This window comes from Nonomuraea sp. NPDC003727, from assembly GCF_053586935.1.
This window is the reverse complement of sequence record NZ_JBSFNE010000004.1, coordinates 1-19,569: the sequence shown is the minus strand read 5'-3', so window position 1 is coordinate 19,569 and position 19,569 is coordinate 1. Positions and strand designations below refer to the sequence as shown.

The 19,569-nt window shown below is 71.4% G+C and carries 20 protein-coding genes; 10 read left to right on the top strand and 10 right to left on the bottom strand.

Annotation, left to right across the window (positions count from 1 at the left end):
• Window positions 1-71: 71 nt before the first annotated feature.
• Window positions 72-1,010, bottom strand: coding sequence for a TIGR03885 family FMN-dependent LLM class oxidoreductase (locus tag ACWDLG_RS11735; RefSeq protein ID WP_449918717.1), 939 nt, complete (start codon window positions 1,008-1,010; stop codon window positions 72-74).
• Window positions 1,011-1,135: 125 nt separating this feature from the next.
• Here ACWDLG_RS11735 and ACWDLG_RS11730 point away from each other — a divergent pair, with 125 nt between their 5' ends.
• From ACWDLG_RS11730 to ACWDLG_RS11715, 4 genes are all read left to right on the top strand, one after another.
• On the top strand, window positions 1,136-1,402 hold the full coding sequence (locus ACWDLG_RS11730) for a DUF1876 domain-containing protein (RefSeq protein ID WP_354907990.1): 267 nt from the start codon (window positions 1,136-1,138) through the stop codon (window positions 1,400-1,402).
• Between the two features lie 247 nt (window positions 1,403-1,649).
• Complete coding sequence (locus ACWDLG_RS11725; protein WP_449918714.1) at window positions 1,650-1,979, top strand: hypothetical protein; 330 nt, start codon at window positions 1,650-1,652, stop codon at window positions 1,977-1,979.
• Window positions 1,980-2,018: 39 nt separating this feature from the next.
• Window positions 2,019-3,359 carry a WXG100-like domain-containing protein gene (locus ACWDLG_RS11720; RefSeq protein ID WP_449918713.1) on the top strand — a complete coding sequence of 447 codons (1,341 nt, stop codon included), beginning with the start codon at window positions 2,019-2,021 and terminating at the stop codon, window positions 3,357-3,359.
• A gap of 43 nt (window positions 3,360-3,402) precedes the next feature.
• Window positions 3,403-4,143, top strand: coding sequence for a hypothetical protein (locus tag ACWDLG_RS11715; RefSeq protein WP_449918710.1), 741 nt, complete (start codon window positions 3,403-3,405; stop codon window positions 4,141-4,143).
• Window positions 4,144-4,149: 6 nt separating this feature from the next.
• Here the strand turns inward: ACWDLG_RS11715 and ACWDLG_RS11710 are convergent, their stop codons facing one another.
• The 3 genes from ACWDLG_RS11710 to ACWDLG_RS11700 form a co-directional block, all read right to left on the bottom strand.
• On the bottom strand, window positions 4,150-5,187 hold the full coding sequence (locus ACWDLG_RS11710) for an endonuclease/exonuclease/phosphatase family protein (RefSeq protein WP_354907987.1): 1,038 nt from the start codon (window positions 5,185-5,187) through the stop codon (window positions 4,150-4,152).
• Window positions 5,188-5,280: 93 nt separating this feature from the next.
• Entirely contained in the window at window positions 5,281-6,015 is a 735-nt protein-coding gene (locus ACWDLG_RS11705; protein WP_449918706.1) for an alpha/beta fold hydrolase, read from the bottom strand.
• Window positions 6,012-6,596 (bottom strand): TetR/AcrR family transcriptional regulator, encoded by a 585-nt coding sequence (locus tag ACWDLG_RS11700; protein ID WP_449918703.1) that lies wholly within the window; start codon window positions 6,594-6,596, stop codon window positions 6,012-6,014. Before ACWDLG_RS11700 ends, ACWDLG_RS11705 begins: the two co-directional genes overlap by 4 nt.
• Before the next feature lie 251 nt (window positions 6,597-6,847).
• Between ACWDLG_RS11700 and ACWDLG_RS11695 the strand changes: the two genes are divergently transcribed.
• The gene (locus ACWDLG_RS11695; protein ID WP_449918701.1) at window positions 6,848-7,720 is read left to right on the top strand and encodes an alpha/beta fold hydrolase; all 873 of its coding nucleotides are present in this window, start codon (window positions 6,848-6,850) and stop codon (window positions 7,718-7,720) included.
• Window positions 7,721-7,747: 27 nt separating this feature from the next.
• Here the strand turns inward: ACWDLG_RS11695 and ppk2 are convergent, their stop codons facing one another.
• Window positions 7,748-8,545, bottom strand: coding sequence for a polyphosphate kinase 2 (gene ppk2, locus ACWDLG_RS11690; protein WP_354907983.1), 798 nt, complete (start codon window positions 8,543-8,545; stop codon window positions 7,748-7,750).
• A 141-nt stretch (window positions 8,546-8,686) separates the two neighbouring features.
• On the opposite strand from ppk2, the gene ACWDLG_RS11685 reads away from it, so the two are divergent.
• Window positions 8,687-9,004, top strand: coding sequence for a nuclear transport factor 2 family protein (locus ACWDLG_RS11685; protein WP_449918698.1), 318 nt, complete (start codon window positions 8,687-8,689; stop codon window positions 9,002-9,004).
• 10 nt (window positions 9,005-9,014) lie between these two features.
• Here the strand turns inward: ACWDLG_RS11685 and ACWDLG_RS11680 are convergent, their stop codons facing one another.
• Window positions 9,015-9,569: a TetR/AcrR family transcriptional regulator gene (locus tag ACWDLG_RS11680; protein ID WP_449918695.1), complete on the bottom strand. Its 555-nt coding sequence runs from the start codon at window positions 9,567-9,569 to the stop codon at window positions 9,015-9,017.
• A 52-nt stretch (window positions 9,570-9,621) separates the two neighbouring features.
• Here ACWDLG_RS11680 and ACWDLG_RS11675 point away from each other — a divergent pair, with 52 nt between their 5' ends.
• Both ACWDLG_RS11675 and ACWDLG_RS11670 read left to right on the top strand, forming a co-directional pair.
• Window positions 9,622-12,735 (top strand): bifunctional cytochrome P450/NADPH--P450 reductase, encoded by a 3,114-nt coding sequence (locus ACWDLG_RS11675; protein ID WP_449918693.1) that lies wholly within the window; start codon window positions 9,622-9,624, stop codon window positions 12,733-12,735.
• A gap of 48 nt (window positions 12,736-12,783) precedes the next feature.
• A complete protein-coding gene (locus tag ACWDLG_RS11670; RefSeq protein ID WP_449918690.1) occupies window positions 12,784-14,247 on the top strand; it encodes an aminotransferase-like domain-containing protein in 1,464 nt (487 codons plus the stop codon).
• A 7-nt stretch (window positions 14,248-14,254) separates the two neighbouring features.
• On the opposite strand, the gene ACWDLG_RS11665 is transcribed toward ACWDLG_RS11670, so the two are convergent.
• Both ACWDLG_RS11665 and ACWDLG_RS11660 read right to left on the bottom strand, forming a co-directional pair.
• The gene (locus ACWDLG_RS11665) at window positions 14,255-15,706 is read right to left on the bottom strand and encodes a hypothetical protein (RefSeq protein ID WP_449918687.1); all 1,452 of its coding nucleotides are present in this window, start codon (window positions 15,704-15,706) and stop codon (window positions 14,255-14,257) included.
• Between the two features lie 83 nt (window positions 15,707-15,789).
• Entirely contained in the window at window positions 15,790-16,209 is a 420-nt protein-coding gene (locus ACWDLG_RS11660; protein ID WP_449918684.1) for a hypothetical protein, read from the bottom strand.
• A gap of 344 nt (window positions 16,210-16,553) precedes the next feature.
• Here ACWDLG_RS11660 and ACWDLG_RS11655 point away from each other — a divergent pair, with 344 nt between their 5' ends.
• Window positions 16,554-17,771: a hypothetical protein gene (locus ACWDLG_RS11655; protein WP_449918681.1), complete on the top strand. Its 1,218-nt coding sequence runs from the start codon at window positions 16,554-16,556 to the stop codon at window positions 17,769-17,771.
• A 275-nt stretch (window positions 17,772-18,046) separates the two neighbouring features.
• Entirely contained in the window at window positions 18,047-18,778 is a 732-nt protein-coding gene (locus tag ACWDLG_RS11650; RefSeq protein ID WP_449918679.1) for a dienelactone hydrolase family protein, read from the top strand.
• Between the two features lie 127 nt (window positions 18,779-18,905).
• Here ACWDLG_RS11650 and ACWDLG_RS11645 read toward each other — a convergent pair whose 3' ends face one another.
• Both ACWDLG_RS11645 and ACWDLG_RS11640 read right to left on the bottom strand, forming a co-directional pair.
• Complete coding sequence (locus ACWDLG_RS11645) at window positions 18,906-19,163, bottom strand: Txe/YoeB family addiction module toxin (protein WP_449918677.1); 258 nt, start codon at window positions 19,161-19,163, stop codon at window positions 18,906-18,908.
• A complete protein-coding gene (locus tag ACWDLG_RS11640) occupies window positions 19,160-19,420 on the bottom strand; it encodes a type II toxin-antitoxin system Phd/YefM family antitoxin (RefSeq protein ID WP_354907969.1) in 261 nt (86 codons plus the stop codon). The genes ACWDLG_RS11645 and ACWDLG_RS11640 overlap by 4 nt, the downstream gene beginning before the upstream one ends.
• Window positions 19,421-19,569: the final 149 nt, after the last annotated feature.

Genomic DNA, 19,569 nt, shown 5'->3' with positions numbered 1-19,569 from the left:
CACGCGCGCACCGGCCTCGCTCTGAGCCGGAGCAGCACCCACGTGCGGAACCGGCCCTCCAGCGGGACCGCTCACTTGAGGACCTCGGCGAAGGCCGCCACGAACGGGCGCTGCTCCTTGCCGACGTGGTGCAGGTAGATCTCGTCGAAGCCCTGCTCGGCGTAGGAGCCGAGGATCTCCGCGTGCCGGCCCACGTCTGCGGAGACGTGCACGACCTGGGCGACCCGGTCCGGCGGCACGTCGCGCGAGACGAGGTCGAACAGTTCCACGCTGTCGAGGTCCCAGCAGACCGGCGGCGGGAAGACGTTGGAGCGCCACTGGTCGTGGGCCAGCCGTAGCGCCTCCTCCTCCGTGGGGGCCCAGCTCAGATGGACCTGCACCCGCAGGGGGCCGCGCCCGCCCGCCTCCCGGTAGGCCCTGGCCACCCTGGCCGCCTGGGGCCCGCCCACGGTGATCAGCCCGTCGGCCCACTCCGCGCACCAGCGGGCGGTCTGCTCGCTCACCGCCGCCCCGACCAGCGCCGGCGGCTGGGACGGGAGCGTCCACAGCCTGGCCCTGTCGACGGTGACCAGTCCCTCGTGGGTGACCTCCTCCCCCGCCAGCAGCGCCCTCATCACCTCGACGCACTCGCGCAGGCGCGCGTTGCGCACCTGCTTGCGCGGCCAGGGCGCGCCGGTGATGTGCTCGTTGGACGCCTCGCCGGTGCCGAGCGCGGCCCAGAACCGGCCGGGATACATCGCGGCGAGCGTGGCGACGGCCTGCGCGACGATCGCCGGGTGGTAGCGCTGGCCCGGCGCGTTGACGACGCCGAACGGCAGCGACGTGCGCTCCAGCGCGGCGCCGAGCCACGACCAGGCGAACCCCGACTCGCCCTGCCGCGCGCTCCACGGCGAGAAGTGGTCCGACGACATGGCCGCGCCGAAACCGGCTTCCTCGGCCGCGGCGACCGCCTCCAGCAGCGCCCCGGGTGGCACCTGTTCGTGCGAAGCGTGGAATCCGTACGTTGGCATGGCGCCGCTGCTACCCGATCACGCCCTCGGCGAACCTCGTCGCGCGCTGACCTCGCGATCATCGCCCTCCAAGGGGGATGCTGGGTGTATGACCGCATTGTCATGTTCGTGACAGGGGAGGCGTCATGAACACCAAGGAGTGGACCGTCAAGATTCTCATCAGCGAGGACGACGAGGACAAGCGCACCTCCGCCACCGCCGTGCTGTACGCGGTCGGGAACAGGCGGCACGAAAGCGTCGGCACCGCCCGGCGCAACCCTGACGACCGGCCCGTCCCCGAGATCGGCGACGAACTGGCGGCGGGGCGCGCCCTGATGGACCTGGCCGACAAGCTCCTCGGCGACGGCGCCGAGGACATCGCCTCGATGTCGGGACCCGCCCGAGCCGTCTGAGACCCGCGACTCCGCCCCGGGCGGGCCGCGCCCTTGGCCGCCCGCCCGGGTTCGCGCGTGCGTCGACCCCCGCAGGGCGTTCGGCGCCTTCGGCGGCTCGCTGCCGGTCCTGTGGAACGAGACACCTTAACCGTCGAGTTCACTTCAGGTGATCTCACCCGTCGGACAGTTCGCCCGGAACACCCACGGCCTTGACTCGCCGGTGGTATGTTGCCGACGAAAGTGATCTTCGTGCACGAGGTGAACGGTGGGACGGGAACTCCGCTTCGACGACGCATCCCTGAGCGGTGCGGCCCAGCATCTGCGGGAGACCGTCCGCGCGATGCAGTGGCACACCGACTCCCTGCTGGCGACGGTGCGCGGCACCGGCACCAGCGTCTGGGGCGGCGGCGACCTGGGCCAGGCCATGGACGAGCTCAGCGATCTTCTGGACGAGGCGTGCCGGCACCTGCGCGGCAACATCGACCTCACCTGTACCGGCGTGGACGACATGGTCAGGGAGTTACGGCTGACCGAGGCGGCCACCGCCGCCGGCGCCAGGGCCCTCGGCTCGCCGGAGGACATCCGTGAGGTGTGAGGACCGGGTCCTCCCCGCTCCGCACGAGGAGCCCGGCCCATGGCGGTGACGCTGCCGGCCGAGCTGCGGCCCGGCTTCGACCTGCTGGGCGTGGAGTGGCCGAACATCGACGAGGACGGGCTCCGGACGTGCGGGGCCGCCTTCCGCACCTGCGCCACCGCGCTGGACGCCGACGTGACGCCGGGTGCCAACGGCGCCGTCGCCTACGCCTCGGCCAACAACAAGGGCGAGCACATCGACGCGCTCAACGGCTACTGGGAGGAGTACGACGACGGCGGGCCGAAGCAGACCGGGCACCTGCGCAGCCTGGCGGCCTCCCTCCGCGCCCTGGCCGACGGCCACGACCTGGTCGCCCTGATCGTCGAGATCGTCAAAAGACTGCTGATCCTCCTGGCGCTGTACGTCATGATCGCCCTGGCGTGGGCGCTGACCATGGCCGTCCTGTCCGGCGGCCTCGCCATGCTGAAGGCGCGCAGCCTCGTGGGCATCCTGCGGGTGTTCGCCCGCCGCTTCGTGAAGGTCCTGCGCGACAAGCTGGAGCGGTACTTCCGCGGCAGGCTCGTCCGCGCCGTGGAGGCCCGGGTGCGCCGCATGCTCGGCGCGAAGCCGCCGGCGCTGCCCAAGGTGGCCAGACGCCGCATCCCGCTCCCCTCGACGCCCACCGTGCTGGCCTCGGCCGGATACGTCGGCCTCCACGAGGCGCCCACGCGACATGATCCGGCGCCGCCCTCGCCTGACGGCGTCTCCTGGTCGGGCAAGTACCGCATCGGGCCGCCGCAGCATCCGGACATGGCCTACGACCACGACTTCCCCTACGACCCGCACGCCCGGCCGGGGCTCGACGACTACCAGGACTGGTACAAGTGGCGCGCCAAGCTGCGCGGGGCGCGGATCAAGCGTCCCGACCTGGAGGACGGCCTGGACGCCTACGAGCACTACATGGGTGGTTCGGGCAGTGACTTCGAGGTCGACTACGAGAAGGCCTACCGCGAGGACTCGCAAGTCCGATACTCCGTCGACATGGCGATCTCCAACGCCCAGGACGAGGCCGCGCGCCTGCACAGGGAGAGCGGCAGGACCAGCTTCCAGATGACCGGCCTGCCGACGCACGGCGACACCGTCACCGAGAACTGGGACAAGGCGATCGGCATGCACGCGATCTGGGGAAGCGGGAACGTCACCGTCGAAGGCAACCGGGCCACGATGGAGATCACCATGCACGTCTACGACCGGTACAACTTCAACGCGGGATCGGCCGACAAGGCCACCGGCATCCCTGACAACGAGAACGGCCGGTTCGAGTCGCTCGGCTGGGCCACGTCCTTCAACACCCGCGGATCGCTCACCCGCACGGTGTCCTGGACGCTGCCTTCGCGGTGAAAACCGATCATCAGCGGCCGGTACCCTATTAGGCTTTTCGGACATGGGCGACGAAGTCAACATCATCTATGACCGGGTCGGCGCCATCGCCGAAGGCGCCGACCAGGCGAAGGAGGCCGTGGAGCAGGGCCGGACGATCCTGAGCCGGACGCCCACGCCGGTCACCTACGTGCCGGTGCCCTCGGTGCCGGGCTCGAACGCCTTCGGCAACAGCGAGAAGGCGCTGTCCTGCGGCTCCTCCTACGCCGACCTCCAGGCCGCGGCCGACGAGGCCGCCGAAGCCCTCGCGGGGGTGCTGACCAGGGACGCGGGACGGCTCCGCCAGGTGGTCAAGGTGTTCAAGGAGCTCGACCACGAGACCGCCGACCGGCTGCTCGGCTCGGCGAGCAAGTCGCTGGACGTCTACAGCGCCCATGTGCACAGCCACGGCCTGCACAAGTACGACGACCCCGTACGGGCAGGCCAGATCGACACGCTCCACCGCGCGGTCGACGGCCCCTCGCTGATCGGAGCCGACCTCAACGCCGCGACGAACAACGGCGCGCACAACACCCGCAAGGTCTCGCTCGACGCCATCAACAGCTTCAACCGCGAGGGGTACACCGTCTACACGGGCGCGACGAACGCCGACGGCGACGTCGTCGGGACGTCGCCGTCGGGCACCCGCATCGACTACGTGATCTCCTCGCCGGGCGTGGAGCTCGCCGGCGCCCCCCAGCTCGTCGACGGGGGCACCTCCGACCACGACGGCCAGCAGGTCGACGTCGTCGTTCCCGACTGGTGATCGCCGCTAGCGGGGGTTGAACCGCACCTCCGTCCTGGCGGCCGACCTGCCCTCGCCGTCGTCGACGCGCGTGCCGTCCGGGAGGGTGACCTTGTCGCCGTCGGCGTCCAGCTTGATCTTCTGGCCGTCGCCCGCGCCCGCGACGACGTCGCCCTCCCGCACCAGGACCGCGTTCCCGAACGGCTGGTGGAAGTAGTCGCCCAGGATGGGGATGCTGTCGCTGGCCTGGTACTTCTTGCTCGCCTCCTCGAAGCGGACCTCCCACCTGTCGCCGGTGATCCGTTCGAGTTCCGACTTGAGGTCGACGACGGTGTCGATCTTGCCGTCGGGGGCGATGTCCTTCTTGAAGACCTCCTGCAGGGTCACGATGTCCGGGTTCTGGTCGGCGATCAGCCGCGCCATGGCCGGGATGTCGCCCGGATCGGTGCCGCCCTTGTCGCGCCAGCCGTTCCCCGCGCCCTGGCCCACGTTGAGGTTCAGCATGCGGACGGTGCGCGGCTTCCACTGCTTGGTCAGCGCGGCGAACTGGTCCTTGTAGAAGTCGAGGTCCTCGCGCTGCTCCCTGAGCCGCTCGTCCAGGCGGCTCCTGATCTCCTTGGCGGTGGTGACGGCCGTGGTGACCAGGCCGGACTGCTCGGAGTTCTTCGGGTGGAAGGTCAGGCCGTTCATGGTCTCGGTGACCGGCACGGCCGAGAGCCGCTTGCGCTCGTCGTCGAGGAGGCTCTGGTTGGTCCGCAGGATGGCCGCCATCCTGTCGAGCACCGAGGCCACGTTGCCGGCACAGCTCGCGCACAGCTCGACGTCGCCGATCAGCCTCTTGCGGTAGGAGTTGAAGGCGTCGGCGGTCTCGCCGGTCCATTCCTCCTTGGAGAAGACGCTCTGCACCACGGTGTCGACCTTGTTCTCGGCGAACGACACCTTCTTCTCCACGCTCCGCCACGCGTCGGCGAGCTGTTCCAGCTGGGTCGGCGACGCCTCCAGGTCCCACAGGTCCGGCGTGCTGATCGAGGAAGGAGGCGTTCCTTCGGCTTCGGGCTCTGCCATGAACGGTTCTCCTGCGCGAATCGAGACCATCAAGATCATTCCTAGACTAGCGCCGGCGCCATGACAAAGCCTGTCAAACCAGCAAAGAAGTGGTCAGCCCGGCTCGTGGAGGAAGGCGAGCGCGTCGCGGGCGAAGCGCCGGTCGGTGAACGTGGCGCTGTGGCCGCGGCCCTCGTACACGACGAGCCGGGCACCCGGGATCCCCTCGGCGGTCTGCCTGGCCAGCTCCAGCGGGTAGACCACGTCCTCGGCCCCATGGATCAGCAGCGTCGGCGCGGTGATCTCGCCCAGCCTCGCGCGCAGGTCGAAGCCGTCCTCGGCGTGGAGCACGGCGGCCGCGTCGGCACGGTCCCCGCTCGCACCGTCCGACAGCCACAGCAGGGGCCGGAGCAGCCGCCTGCCGAGCGGCGAGGGGGTGACGATGTCGGCCAGCGCCGGGCTGGGGCGGCGCCCGGCCAGGGCCCGTTCGATGTAGGCGCGTTGCGCCCGGCGGCCCGGCGGCCCGAGCGTGGCCGCCGTACCGCCGAGGACCAGCCGGTCGAGCAGCTTCGGATGGTCGGCGGCCAGCTGCAGCGCGATGGCTCCGCCGGTGGAGATGGCCAGCACGGGGACCCGCCCGGCGAAGGCGGCGGCGAACCGCTCGGCGTAGACGGCCGCCAGCTCGGGCATCGCGATCGTGACCGGCAGGCCCGCCGGCCGGTTGACCAGGCGCACGTCGAAGCGGTCGGCGAACGGCCTGAGCATCCGCATGGCGGACCAGCGGGCGCTGCCGGTGATCTCGCCCGCCCTCGGGGTGAACAGCAGGACGGCCAGCGGAGGGAGGCTCATGAGGTCAGCCCTTCGGTCACCGCGTCGATGAGGCGGCCGATCACCGCCGGGTAGAGTTCGCGGCCCAGGTGGTCGGCGTGCAGCGGCGTCAGCAGCACGGCGCGGAGCACGCCGAGCAGCACCTCGGGGTCGCCCTCGAGACGGTCGCGCAGGAACTCCAGCAGGTCGCCCATCGGGCCGCGGGCCGCCTGGGCCATGCGTTCAGGGGTGAGCCTGGCCGCGACGGCGGCCATCTCCTCGGGGTGCGACAGCAGCCTGCGGTAGAGCGGGTTGGTGTCCAGCTCGGCGACGGTGGCCCGCAGGAAGCGGCGCAACGCCTCGCGGGTGTCGCCGCCCTGGAGCAGCGCCTCGTCGATGACGCGCCGCCGTACCTGCTCGCTCTGGCGGAGCGCGGCCTCGAAGTAGAGGTCCTCCTTGGAGTCGAAGAAGGCGTACAGGGAGGTCTTGGCGATCCCGGCGGGAGCGGTCAGCTCCTCGAGCGAGGTCTTGCGCAGCCCCTGGGTGGCGAACAGGCGTGTGGCGGTGTCGAGCAGCCGTTCGGCGATCCGCCGGCGCTCCTCTTCGGTGAAGGCGGCCGGCACGGCTATCTCCGTATGAACAAATTGGTCATTGGTTCATAGTAGGGGCCGCGAGCGGCGGTCCGGAAGTCCCGGGCGGTACGGCAGGCGCCGCCCGTGCACCTCCAGGTAGGCGGTGGCGGGCGTCGCCGTGCCGAGCAAGAGCCGGTTCCACGACCGCGCCTGGAGCGGAAGCGGGCGCGGGTACAGGTACGCGCGGCGACTGCGGGCAGGTTCGTCAGTGACGCACCTTGTTGGAAAGGGGGGCCGGCCTCATGTTCGAGGCGTTCGAGGAGTTCGACATCTCCGCGCGGGGCACGGCGATTCACGGACGCCTGGGCGGCGGCGGCCCGCCGATCCTGCTACTGCACGGCATCCCCGAGACCCACCTGATGTGGCATCGGGTGGCGCCGCGGCTCGCCGAGCACTTCACCGTCGTCGCCACCGACCTTCGGGGCTTCGGCGACAGCGGCAAACCGCCCAGCACGCCCGACCACGCGCCGTACAGCATGCGCGAGATCGCTCGTGACCAGGTCGAGGTCATGAACGCGCTGGGGTTCGACCGGTTCGTCGCGATCGGGCACGATCGTGGGGCACGCTGCGCGTACCGGATGGCGCTGGATCACCCCGACGTCGTCACGCGTCTCGCGGTTCTGGACATCGTCCCCACGGGTGACGCGTTCGGCCGGGCGAACATGGAGTTCAGCCTGGGTTTCTGGGTCTGGTCCTTCCTCGCCGCGCCGGAGCCGGTGCCCGAGCAGTTGATCGCCCGCGCGCCGGCCGTCCTCGTGAATCACATGCTCGACACGTGGTCCGAGGTCTCGGACGCCTTCCCGGCAGAACTGCGCGCCGCCTACATCGCCCCGTTCGGCGACCTCGACACCGTCCATGCCGTCTGCGAGTCATACCGCGCGGCGGCCACGCTCGACTACCTGCACGACGAGGCCGACCGCGGACTGCGGCGGATCACCTGCCCGACCCTCGTCCTGTGGAGCCATGCCGGTCCCGTCGCCGCCTGGTACCGGCCGCTGGAGGTGTGGCGAGGCTGGTGCGACGAGGTCCGCGGCGGGCCGATCCCGGCCGGGCACTTCCTCGCGGAAGAGGCACCCGACCAGACGGCACGTCATCTCCTCGACTTCCTCGCCTAGACAGGGGTGGCCGAGCCCCGGTCGACATCACCCCAGGCGCGACGTCACGTCGGGCACGCGGACCTCCGCCAGGCGCGGCGGGCGCTCGTACCCGGTCGAGGGCGGCCGCCTGGGCAGCTTCAGCCGCGGCCGGTGCACCTCCGTGTAGGGGATCGTCGACAGCAGGTGCGAGATCATGTTGATCCTGGCCCGCCGCTTGTCCTCGCTCTCCACGTCGTACCACGGCGCCTCCGGGATGCTGGTGTGGATGAGCATCTCGTCCTTGGCCCTGGAATACTCCTCCCACTTCGCGATCGACTCCAGGTCCATCGACGAGAGCTTCCACTGCCGCATCGGATCGTCGAGCCGGTCGCGGAAGCGCCGCTCCTGCTCGGCGTCGCTCACCGAGAACCAGTACTTGCGCAGCAGGATGCCCTCCTCCACCAGCAGCCGCTCGAAGATCGGGCACTGGTGGAGGAACCTGGAGTACTCCTGCGGTGTGCAGAACCCCATGACGCGTTCCACGCCGGCCCGGTTGTACCAGCTGCGGTCGAACAGCACGATCTCCCCGGCGGCCGGCAGGTGCGGCACGTACCGCTGGAAGTACCACTGCGACTGCTCCCGCTCGGTCGGCGCGGGAAGCGCCACGATCCTGGCGACGCGCGGGTTGAGGTACTCGGCCACGCGCTTGATCGTGCCGCCCTTGCCGGCCGCGTCGCGCCCCTCGAAGATCACCACGACCCGCTGCTTCTCCGCGCGAACCCATTCCTGCACCTTGACCAGCTCGGCCTGCAGGCGGATGAGTTCCTTCTCATAGAGCTTGCGCGACAGCTTCTCCTGCCCCATGCCATCTCATCCTATGCCGGAGCGGCCTCGATGAGCCGTCACCGTCAGGTCGGCACGCCACGACCGCCCGCGGCGGCCGGCGCCGATCACGCCCGCGCTTACCTCCCACGTCATCGCGGTGCGGTGCCGGGCGCCGAGAGAATGGCGTCCCGCCCGTCATCCCGGGGCGGGGTTCCAGACCGCCACCGCTCCTCCCGCGCCGACGCGGCCGAGCACTACCGGCAGCTCGGCGAGCACCACCTGCCGGAGCAGGCGGCCACCGCGATCGAACGCATCCTCGTGGACGGCGCGGACGCGGTCGTGCTCGGCGAGATCCGCCAGACCGCCCGGCCGACGGGCCGGGCCTACCGGTCCCGGTTCGCCCTGCACCTGACGGTCGAGGACGGCCTGGTCACCCGGAACCACGTCTACGAGGACAGCCTGTCGGTCGCGCAGGCCTTCGCCGCCGACGGCCGCTGACTCACGGGGCTCAGTGCTCGGGGAGACCCCTGATGATCATGGCGATGGCGGTCTCGTAGGCCTCGTCCGCCTGGGCGCCGCCGATGTGCCCGATCGTCTCGGCCAGCACGAGGCCCGAGACGAAACCGTGCAGCACGTCGGCGGTCGGCTCCCACCTGTCCTCCGGCACGCCGGCCGCGGACAGGATCCTGAACAGCACGTCCCACAGCCCGCCCTCCTTCAGCTCGATGACCTCCGGATGGTTGTGGACGTACGTCCACAGCGACGGGAGGGTGCGCGCCAGCTTGCGGTAGGCGTAGGCGAGGGCACGGAGCTGGTCCTGCCACGGCGCGCCGTCGTCGGGTGGCAGGTCGAGGAGCGGGCCGACGGTGCCGACGCAGATCCCCCTGATCAGCTCCGTCTTGTTGGCCACGTGGTGGTAGAGCGACATCGGGTTCACGTCGAGCTCGGCGGCCAGCTTGCGCATGGACAACGCTTCGACGCCACCGGCCACGATCAACCGCAGCCCCGCTGCTCTGATCTCCTCGATCGTCAGGGGGGTGCCCCTGCGCGCGCTCACTGCCATACACCGTATGGTAGCGTCGTCCATACGGTGTATGGCTACGCATGGAGCACACATGAAGGCGATTCCCGCCCCGCAAGGACTGCCACTGTTCGGCAACACCCTGCAGATGCCGCGCCAAACCCCCATCCTGTTCCTCGAGGAGATGGCGAACAGGTACGGCGAAGGCATCTTCCAGCTCGACCTGGTCGGCCGCAGGGTCCTTTTCATCCACGACCCCGACCTGGTGGCCGAGGTATGCGACGAGACCCGCTTCTACAAAGGCATCAACCCACCGCTGACGATCGTGCGCGACTTTGCCGGTGACGGATTGTTCACCGCCCGGTACGACGAGCCGGTGTGGGGCCACGCGCACCGCATCCTGATGCCCGCCTTCAGCCAGCGCTCGATGAAGGCCTACTACCCGCAGATGCTCGAGGTGGCCGACCAACTCGTCGCCTCGTGGAGCCGGCGGCAGGGCCAGGACCTGGCGGTCCCGGACGACATGACCAGGCTCACCCTCGACGTCATCTCGCTGACCGGCTTCGGCTACCGGTTCAACTCCTTCGACTCTCCCGAGCTGCACCCGTTCCTGCAGGCGATGGGCGGCGCGCTGACCGAGGCCATGCACCGCAACCAGCAGCTCCCCCTCGTCACCAAGCTCAAGCGCAGGAACGAGGCGGCCTACCAGCACGACATCAAGGTCATGCGCGACCTGGTGGACGAGGTGATCAGGCAGCGCCGTGCCGAGGGCGCCGGCGGCGCGAAGGACCTGCTCGGCCTCATGCTGGAGGCCGCCGACCCGAAGACCGGCGAGCGGCTGTCGGACGAGAACATCCGCAACCAGGTGCTCACCTTCCTCATCGCGGGCCACGAGACCACCAGCGGCCTGCTGTCGTTCGCGCTGTACAACCTGCTGCGTGACCCGCACGCGCTGGCCCTGGCCTACGACGAGGTGGACAGGCTGCTGCCGGGCGACGAGCCGCCCGCCTACGAGACGATCATGAAGCTGGACGTGATCCCGCGCATCCTGGAGGAGACGCTGCGGATCTGGTCCCCCATCCCGGCCTTCAGCGTGAGCGCCTTCGCCGACGACAGCATCGGCGGCTACCCCGTGGCCAAGGACCAGCCGGTCGTCGTCCTGCTGCCGCCGCTGCACCGCCACCCCAAGGCGTGGGAGCGGCCGGACGAGTTCGACATCGACCGCTGGCTGCCCGAGCGGAAGACCGATCACCACCCGGGCGGCTACAAGCCGTTCGGCAACGGCGAGCGGGCCTGCATCGGCCGCCAGTTCGCGCTGACGGAGGCGCGGCTCGCGCTGGCGATGATCCTGCGGCGCTTCGCGATCTCCGACCCGTCCGTCTACCGGATGAAGATCAAGCAGACGCTCACCCTCAAGCCGGACGACTTCACGATCAGGGTGCGCGAGCGCCGGGCGCACGAACGCGCCGCCGCCGCCGTCGTCCAGCCCGTCGAGCAGGCCGAGCAGCAGGACGTCGCGGTCACCGGCGTGCCGCTCACCGTGGCGTACGGCTCCAACCTGGGCACCTGCCAGGATCTCGCCGAGCGGCTGAGCGAGCGGGCCGGACGGGCCGGCTTCGCCACCACGCTGACGACGCTGGACGATCTGCGGCCGCCGGGCGAGGGGCTGCTGCTGGTGGTGGCCTCGTCCTACAACGGCAAGGCGCCCGACAACGCCCAGCGCTTCGACGCGCTGGACGAGCTGCCCGACCTGTCCGGCGTACGGCTGGCGGTGCTCGGCTGCGGCAACACCCAGTGGCCCACCTACCAGGACTTCCCGCGCCGCGCCTTCGACAAGCTCACCGCGGCCGGCGCCGTACCGCTGGTCGAGCGGGGTGAGGCGGACGCGGACGGCGACTTCGACGGCGACGTGTCGGCCTGGACGGCGAAGCTGTGGGCGGCCGTGGCGCAGGAGTACAGCGCGTCGGCCGCCGACGTGGGACCGCGCTACGAGCTGGAGGTGCTCACCGAGGCGGAGGTACGGCCCGCGGTCGTGTCGGCCAGGGCCGTGCCGTTGACGGTGGTCGCCAACGAGGAGCTGACCGGCGACCCCGAGGGGCTGTGGGACTTCTCGATCGAGCAGCCGCGCCCCGGGGTCCGCTCGATCGTCGCCGAGCTGCCCGAGGGAGTCGCCTACGAGGCCGGCGACCACCTGGCGGTCTTCGCCAAGAACGACCCGGAGCTGGTGGAGTGGGCGCTGGGCTGCCTGCGGGTCCCCCGCGACCGGGTGGTACGCCTGCACGCCCAGGGCCCCACCCACCTGCCGGTGGACACGCCGGTGACGGCGGGACTGCTGCTCACGGAGTTCGCCGAGCTGCAGGAGGTGGCCACCCGCGCCGACCTTGACGCGCTGGCCGCCCACACCGGCTGCCCGTGGACGACCAGGCAGCTGGCCGAGCTGGCGGCGAACTACGCCGACGAGGTGCTCGCCAAGCGGCTGTCGGTGCTCACGCTGCTGGAGCGCTTCCCCGCGGTGGAGCTGCCGCTGGCGGTCTTCCTGGAGCTCGCGGGGCCGATCAGGCCGCGCTACTACTCGATCTCCTCCTCGCCGCTGGCCGAGCCGGGCCGGGTGCGGATCACCGTCGGCCTGGTGGAGGGGCCCGCCTGGTCCGGCACCGGCGCCTACCGCGGCATGTGCTCGGCCTACCTGGCGGGGCTGGCCGAGGGCGAGGTCTTCTACGGCTACGTCAGGGTGCCGGCGCCGCCGTTCCGGCTGCCGGAGGATCCCGCGACACCGGTCGTCCTGGTCGGCCCCGGCACCGGCTTCGCGCCGCTGCGCGGGTTCCTGGAGCATCGCGCGCTGACCGGGGCCACCGGCAGGGCAGAGGTGTTCACCGGCTGCCGCCACCCCGAGCACGACCTGCTGTACCGGCGGGAGGTCGCGGCATGGGCGGCGGCCGAGGGCGTGCGCGTGCACACCGCCTTCTCGGCGGTGCCCGAGCACCCCTACCGCTACGTCCAGGACGCCGTCGCCGCGCAGGCCGACACGGTGTGGGAGCTGCTCCAGCAGGGCGCGCACGTCTACGTCTGCGGCGACGGGCTGCGCATGGCGCCTGCCGTACGGCGGGTGCTGCTGGACATCCACCGGCGCAGGACCGGCACGGACGGCGAGGCGTGGCTGGCCGGGCTCGAACAGCAGGGCCGCTACCAGCAGGACGTCTTCGCCTGATCAGCCGGAGGGGAGCCGGCCGCCGCCGACGCGCTAGCATGCGCTCCCATGTCGAGCAGGAGCACGTCCGGCGATCTGGTCACCGGCCTGCGGGCGCTGCTGGCGGAGCTGGCGCCCGGCGACCGCCTGCCCACCAGCAGGGAGCTGACCCATCGCTACCGCGTCGGGCCCGGCACCGTGTCGCGGGCGATCGCCGCCCTGGCCGCGGAGGGAGCCGTGGTCAGCCGTCCGGGCAGCGGCACGTACGTGGCGCACCGCCCGGCCAGGGCCACGGACCGGCTGCCCGACACGTCGTGGCAGGCGGTGGCGCTGGCCGGCCGCGCGTTCGACCTGACCGCCGTCTCGGCGGCGGAGTACGGCACGACGCCCGCCGCGGCGGCGGAGTCGGACATGGCCGGAGCGGAGGCCGTCCATCCCCTCCCCGAGGGGGCGATCGCGATGGCGGGCGGCTACCCGCACCCGGCGCTCCAGCCGGTCAAGGCGCTCGGCGCCGCGCTGGCGCGGGCGGCACGCCGTCCCGACGCGTGGCACCGGGCGCCGGCGTCCGGTCTGGCGCCGTTGCGCGCCGTCTTCGCCCGGCTGGCGGGCGGCGAGGTGAGCGCCGACGACGTGCTGATCACCGCCGGCGGTCAGAGCGCCCTGTCGATGCTGTTCCGGGCGATCGCCGCGCCCGGCGGCCCCGTCCTCGTGGAGTCGCCCGCCTATCCCGGCGCGCTGGCCGCGGCCAGGGCGGCGGGGCTGCGGCCGGTGCCCGTCCCCATGGACGGCGAGGGCCTGCGACCCGACCTGCTGGCCGACGCCTTCGCCATGACCGGGGCCCGCCTGCTGTACTGCCAGCCGACCTTCCACAACCCGACCGGCACCGTGCTCGCACCCGGCAGGCGCGCCCAGATCGTCGACGTGGCCAGGGCCGCCGGCGCCTTCCTCGTCGAGGACGACTGCGCCAGGCACCTCGGGCACAGCAGGCAGGTGCCGCCTCCCCTGGTGGCCGAGGACCGCGACGGCACGGTGATCCACCTCACGTCGCTGACCAAGCCGGCCTCGCCGAGCCTGCGGATCGGCGCGGTGGTCGCCAGAGGTCCGGTCATGCGGCGGCTGCGGGGCCTGCGCTTCGTCGACGAGCTCTTCGTCGCCCGCCCCCTGCAGGAAGCGGCCGTCGAGCTGGTCGGCACGTCCGCCTGGGAGCGCCACCTGCGGGAGCTGTCGGCGGCGCTGCGCGAGCGCTGCGCGGTGCTCGCCGACGCCCTCACCCGCGAGGTTCCCGAATGGCGGCTGACCGCCTTCCCCTCGGGCGGGCTGCACCTGTGGGTCGAGCTCCCGCGCGGCGTCCATGACGCGGTGACGGCGGACACCGCCCGCGCCTACGGCGTCGCCGTCAGCGCCGGCGGCCGCTACTTCCCCGCCGAGCCGTCCGGCGCGTACCTGCGGCTCGGCTTCGCGGCCGCCGCCGGCGCCGCCGAACTGGTCGAGGGCGCGCGCCGGCTGGGGGCGGCCGCCCGCGAAGGGTCATGAGCCCGCTCTACTTGGGCGGGCACTTCACCGTGTAGGAGATCTCCTTCACCGGCATGTTGTGGTTGAGCACCTCGAAGCGCACGGTTCCGCTGGTGGCGGTGGGATGCGCCCCGCCCGACAGGCTGGTCGTCCCGGCGCCGAGGGCGTTCTCGTACACGTACGTGCGCCCGGCCACCGTCCAGCGGTACTTCACCTGGCCGGCCCGGTCCAGGGTCAGCGTCACCCCCAGCCCCACGCGCGGCAGTTCGGCGCAGTCGGGGTCGGGATAGGTGACGCTGTGGTCGATCCTGTCGATGGTCACCGTCACGGTCCGCGGCTCGGTGAGGCACTTGAGGACGAACGTCCGCTCAACCGGCTCGGGCGCGCCGCCTTCGGCCATGAGGCCCAGCGTGTGGGTGCCGGTCTGCTGGTCGCTCAGCGAGAACGTGCCCGCGACGTGCTGGGAGCGAGGACCGTTGCCCGCCGGGAGGTCGACCTGCTGCTTCGCCCACGGCTTGCCGTCCAGGATCCACCAGTAGGTGACGGTGGCGGCCGGGCCCGCGGGCAGCCCGATGGTGCCCCAGGCATGGTAAGTGATCGGAGAGGCGCACGTACCCTCGTAGTCGCCGGGGGAAAGGTCGGTGATGGCCACCACGGGCTTCGGCCCGGACGGGTCCGTCGGCCCCGGCGTGGGCGTGGTCCGCGTGGGGCTGGGACTGGGGCTTGAGCTCGGCTCGGGCTGGCTCGCGCAGGTCACCCGGTAGGGGGCGCGGCCCGAGTCGTACCCGCGCGCCACGTGGATCGCCTTCCACCCGCCGGTGGAGTTGCCCACGCTGAGCGGCAGGCCGACCTGCCTGATCCGCGGTCCGCCGGCCGGGAAGTCGAGATACTCCACCGGCCCGTCGCCCTGCTCGCTGTCGATCCACTGGTAGGCCACCCGCGCCGGCACCCTGGACACCTGGATGGTGCCGGTGAAGCGCACCGTCGCGGGACACGTCCCGCTGTACGCCGGCGGCGTGACGTCCACGTCCGCGGCGGCCACGAGCGGCTCGGCGGCGTTGACGGGAAGCAGGTGGTCGACGTCGTAGACCTTGGCCGGGCCCGAGCAGCGAACCTTGAAGTGGGCCTTGCGCGACAACCCCTTGCGGCCGAGGATCTCGACCGCCTGCCAGCCGGTCACCGACCTCTCGAAGGTCTGCCGGTCGCGGACGGTGACCGTACGGGCGCCGCTGACCGTGAAGCTTCTGATCGACCCCTTGGAGCCGTCGCCACGCACCCAGCGGTAGCGCACGGTGCCGCTGCCCTTGGCCGACACGGACGCGGTGAAACCGACCGTCGTGGGGCAGACGCCGGAGCGGTTGGGGGAAGTGGCCTTGACCTTGGCGACCGCCACCTGGACGGCGGGCGCGGCGGCGGCCGGGGGAGCGAGCAGCAGCCCGCTGAGCATGAGGGTGCCCAGCAGCAACGCTGTCCTCTTCATGAAGATGTGCCTTTCTCACGAGAAGCACACACGATAAGAGGCGCCACTTGAGTCCCACTGGTGCCTGACTTGGGTTCCGCCCGTCAGCCGCGCCCGCCGGCCGCGGGTCCGCAGGAAGAAGGGCCGCCCGGCGACTCCGGGAGTGAGCTGAGACCCCAGGCCGTGTACAGCGCGACCGGGACCGGCGGGACACAGCCGCGCGTGTCGAAGTCCCCTCGGTAATGCCAACCGTCGCCGCCCTGCCTGGTCCAGAAGTTCAGGCGCTCCCCCATGCCGATCGCGTAATGGACATCCGTCGCCGCCGCCGTACCGAAGACCGCGCCGTAGTAGACGGTTCCGCGGGTGGCCACGTCCAGCGCGGCGGCGCCTCCCTCATGGCAGGCGGTGGCCACGAGCGCCGCACGGGTGTCCCTGTCAAGGCTGAGCGACAGGCGGTGCCGGGCGCCACCCGCCGGCCCGGCCCCTCTTCGTCCGGCTCGACCGGCGTGGGCGACGGCGGACATCGGCGCGCCTCCTCACCGACGGCGGCGGCCGAGCCGTCCTGGGCGTCGGACAGCGCCCCCAGCACCAGCACCCCGACCGCCACCACGGCTCCGACCAGCGCGAGCACGGTGGCCATCAACGCCAGTGATCTCCGTACAGGGATGTCGTAGCACGGACGCGCCGCGCCGTACAGCCCGCCGGCCGATCAGGACGGCCACACTGAGAGCCGTGCGACACGATGAAGAGCAGCCCCTGTCCGGAGGGAACGAGGGTCGTCCGCGTGGGGGACGCGGTCCGTCGTCCCACGGGGGCGTGAAGGAAGTCCCTCGTACCGTGGTCGCCGCCCGCCGGTAGTCTCTGCAGGATGATCGACGCCCGCTCGGTAATCGAGAAGACGAACTGGGCCAGCCTGCACCATGCGTACGGCGACGCCTCCGACGCGCCGGAGGCCCTGCTGGCCCTGTTGAGCGAGGACGCGGAGCGCTGCGGCGCGGCTCTCGGCTACCTCGATGCGGCCGTGCTGCACCAGGGCACGCTCTACCCTGCCACCGCGCCGGCGGCCCTGTTCGTGGCCGCCATCCTGGACGACCCGCGCACGCTCATCCCCTGCGAGAGCGCCCTGCCCTGGGACGACCGCGAACGGCCGCTGCGGGCCGCGCTGCTGGAATGGCTCGGCTCCGTGGCCGAGTCGGCCTCCTACTGGGACGACGAACTCGACGACGACGAAGACGAGGACGAGGACGAGGATGGGGGCGACGACGCGGGCGAGATCGCAGACGAGGACGAAGACGACGAGGACGACGACGAGGACGCGGGCGCGGACGACGAGGGCGGGGAAGGCGCGGACGGGGAAATCCGGGCCGCCGAAGCGTGCCAGGCGATCCGGCGCGACCTCTACGTCGCGGTGCTGCCCTTCCTCGACGATCCGGACGACGCCGTACGCAGGGCCGCGTTCGGGGCGATGGGACACCTCATGCTCGCTCCCGAACTCACCGAGTTCCGGGGCGAGCAGGCCCGGCGGATGCAGTCCCTGGCGCACCTCGGCACCGCCGAAGAGCGGGCGGCGGCCGCGCTGACCATGGGCAACTGGGGCCTGGCGCCTCAGGCGTTCCTCGCCGACCCCGACCCGTCGGTGCGCGCCGCGGCTGCCCTCGCGCCTGCGCTGGACCCGGACCCGAGGGCGCTGGCCGAGGTCAGGCGGGCGCTGGCCGATCCCGTCGCCGCGGACGGCTGGTTCGCCGAGCCCCTGCCGCAGCTGGACGGGATGCTCAGGTTCGCACTGATCAAGGCGCTGTTGCGGCGCACGCGGGAGTTCGAGGAGATCGTGCCCGAGGCGCTGGCCGTGGCCCGGATGACCAACGCCTACACGGTCGAGTCGGACTGGGGGCCGTTGCTGGAGCGCGCCTTCCCGGCGGGCCACACGTCAGGCCGGCCTCTGAGCACGGCCCAGCGCCGGTTCCTTCTGGCGATCGCGGACAACGACGAGTGCTGGGGCAGCGTCGCCAACCCGATGATCTGGTTCAGCAGGGCCGGCCTGCCCTACGACCGCGAGTCCCTGCGCTCGCTGGCGGCCACCACCTGACCGGTGCGGACCGTGCCGTCACGCCAGGCGGTGGCACCGGCCCGGCCCGACTGACCATCCACGGATGTCAGGGGCCGGTGCCGCGCCAAGCGGTGGTCGCCCTGGCGACGTCTTCGCGCGGACACGTCTGAAGCCGTTTGTGATACGTTCGGCGGCGCCGTGCGCCGCCGCGAACCGAGGAGGTGAGACCGATCAACGCTGTGACAGGTTGGGCCTCCCTCCCCCGCATGGCCTGGGGAGTGCCCGCGAAAGGCATCCCGAAAGGCTGAAACGCCATGCGCTTCACCTCTGAGACGTCGGCTGACGGCGTCCGTGAACAGCTCTTCACCCTCGGTCAGGTTCCCGGCGTGCTGTGGACGCCGGAAGGCGCCACCGGTACTCGTCCCCTCATCCTGATGGGACACGGCGGCGGCCGGCACAAGAAGGCCCCCGGGATCGTGGCCCGTGCGCGCCGCTTGGTCGCCGCGTGTGGTTTCGCGGTGGCGGCGGTCGACGTGCCCGGCCACGGCGACCGGCCGAAGGACGAGGAGTACGACCGGATCGCGACCGAGAACCAGGCTCGTGTGGCGGCCGGAGAGGAACTGGCTCCGCTGATCGCCGGTTTCCAGGCGCTCGTAGCTCGCCAGACCGTCCCGGAATGGCGGGCGGTCCTGACCGCGGTCCAGGAACTCGAGCACGTCGGCGCAGGTCCGGCGGGCTATTGGGGTGTGTCGTTGGGTTGCGGGCTCGGCGTGCCGTTCGTCGCCGCCGAACCCCGGGTCCGCGCGGCGGTGCTGGGCTTGGGCGGGGCGCTTGCCTCGGCCGAGGCCGCCGCGCGGATCACCGTCCCGGTGGAGTTCCTGGTGCAGTGGGACGACGAGCGGGTGCCGCGGGCCCAGAGCTTGGCGTTGTTCGACGCCTTGGGCTCGACGGAGAAGACTCTGCACGCCAACCCCGGCAGGCACGGGGAGATCCCGGCGTTCGAGCTGGACAGCACGCTACGGTTCTTCGCCCGGCACCTCGGCTGAGCCGCCGCCGGTGATCCGCGACGCGCCGGTCGGGATCCGTTCCCGATCGGCGCGTCCGTCCCGACCCGTATCCCGCATGGTTCTGATCGCCTTCTCTAGGCCTGCGGTCCGCACTGGAGTCAGATCTCTACTCGTAGTGGTAACGAGCCTGCAGGATGACGATCTCATCGTCCATGGGCAGGTACACCAGTCGGTGCTCTTCAGTGATGCGCCGCGACCACGCGCCCGCCAGCGCGTACTTCAGCGGCTCGGGCTTGCCGATGCCCTCGAAGGGATCACGCAACGCGTCTTCGATGAGCCGGTTGATCCGTTTGAGGATCTGCCGATCGGCCGTCTGCCAGTGGACGTAGTCCTCCCAGCCCTTCCCGGTGAAGGCGACCTTCACCGGGAAGCCTCGTCGTCCAGCAGTTCGTGCCTCTCGTGGCGGCCCGCGAGCGCCTCCTGGTACGACTCGATCAGTCGGCGAGCGTTGGCCGGAGAGCGTAGCAGGTAGGCCGTCTCCCGGAGGGCTTCGTACTCCTCCGCGGCCACCAGGTAGGCGTTTCCGCTCTTGGACACGATCTCCACGGCAGTGCGGTCGTTGTTGACCTCTTCGATGAGCGGGAACAGGCGTCGGCGGGCCTCGCTCGCGGTGATGGACATGACCCTCCCTTTAAGTGGTACAACTTTATGGTACCACTCGAAGGTGATCAGCACTCGATGACGTTCACGGCGAGACCGCCGCGTGAGGTCTCCTTGTACTTGTCCAACATGTCCCGACCCGTATCCCGCATCGTCTTGATCGCCTTGTC

What these genes read in the sequence shown, in the direction of transcription:
- ACWDLG_RS11720 (WP_449918713.1), top strand. Translation starts at nt 2,019, where the DNA reads ATGGCGGTGACGCTGCCGGCCGAGCTGCGGCCCGGCTTCGACCTGCTG.
- ACWDLG_RS11730 (WP_354907990.1), top strand. Translation starts at nt 1,136, where the DNA reads ATGAACACCAAGGAGTGGACCGTCAAGATTCTCATCAGCGAGGACGAC.
- ACWDLG_RS11650 (WP_449918679.1), top strand. Translation starts at nt 18,047, where the DNA reads ATGCGCTTCACCTCTGAGACGTCGGCTGACGGCGTCCGTGAACAGCTC.
- ACWDLG_RS11665 (WP_449918687.1), bottom strand. Translation starts at nt 15,706, where the DNA reads ATGAAGAGGACAGCGTTGCTGCTGGGCACCCTCATGCTCAGCGGGCTG.
- ppk2 (WP_354907983.1), bottom strand. Translation starts at nt 8,545, where the DNA reads ATGGGGCAGGAGAAGCTGTCGCGCAAGCTCTATGAGAAGGAACTCATC.
- ACWDLG_RS11655 (WP_449918681.1), top strand. Translation starts at nt 16,554, where the DNA reads ATGATCGACGCCCGCTCGGTAATCGAGAAGACGAACTGGGCCAGCCTG.
- ACWDLG_RS11710 (WP_354907987.1), bottom strand. Translation starts at nt 5,187, where the DNA reads ATGGCAGAGCCCGAAGCCGAAGGAACGCCTCCTTCCTCGATCAGCACG.
- ACWDLG_RS11675 (WP_449918693.1), top strand. Translation starts at nt 9,622, where the DNA reads ATGAAGGCGATTCCCGCCCCGCAAGGACTGCCACTGTTCGGCAACACC.
- ACWDLG_RS11715 (WP_449918710.1), top strand. Translation starts at nt 3,403, where the DNA reads ATGGGCGACGAAGTCAACATCATCTATGACCGGGTCGGCGCCATCGCC.
- ACWDLG_RS11680 (WP_449918695.1), bottom strand. Translation starts at nt 9,569, where the DNA reads ATGGCAGTGAGCGCGCGCAGGGGCACCCCCCTGACGATCGAGGAGATC.
- ACWDLG_RS11695 (WP_449918701.1), top strand. Translation starts at nt 6,848, where the DNA reads ATGTTCGAGGCGTTCGAGGAGTTCGACATCTCCGCGCGGGGCACGGCG.
- ACWDLG_RS11685 (WP_449918698.1), top strand. Translation starts at nt 8,687, where the DNA reads ATGGCGTCCCGCCCGTCATCCCGGGGCGGGGTTCCAGACCGCCACCGC.
- ACWDLG_RS11705 (WP_449918706.1), bottom strand. Translation starts at nt 6,015, where the DNA reads ATGAGCCTCCCTCCGCTGGCCGTCCTGCTGTTCACCCCGAGGGCGGGC.
- ACWDLG_RS11640 (WP_354907969.1), bottom strand. Translation starts at nt 19,420, where the DNA reads ATGTCCATCACCGCGAGCGAGGCCCGCCGACGCCTGTTCCCGCTCATC.
- ACWDLG_RS11670 (WP_449918690.1), top strand. Translation starts at nt 12,784, where the DNA reads ATGTCGAGCAGGAGCACGTCCGGCGATCTGGTCACCGGCCTGCGGGCG.
- ACWDLG_RS11735 (WP_449918717.1), bottom strand. Translation starts at nt 1,010, where the DNA reads ATGCCAACGTACGGATTCCACGCTTCGCACGAACAGGTGCCACCCGGG.
- ACWDLG_RS11660 (WP_449918684.1), bottom strand. Translation starts at nt 16,209, where the DNA reads ATGTCCGCCGTCGCCCACGCCGGTCGAGCCGGACGAAGAGGGGCCGGG.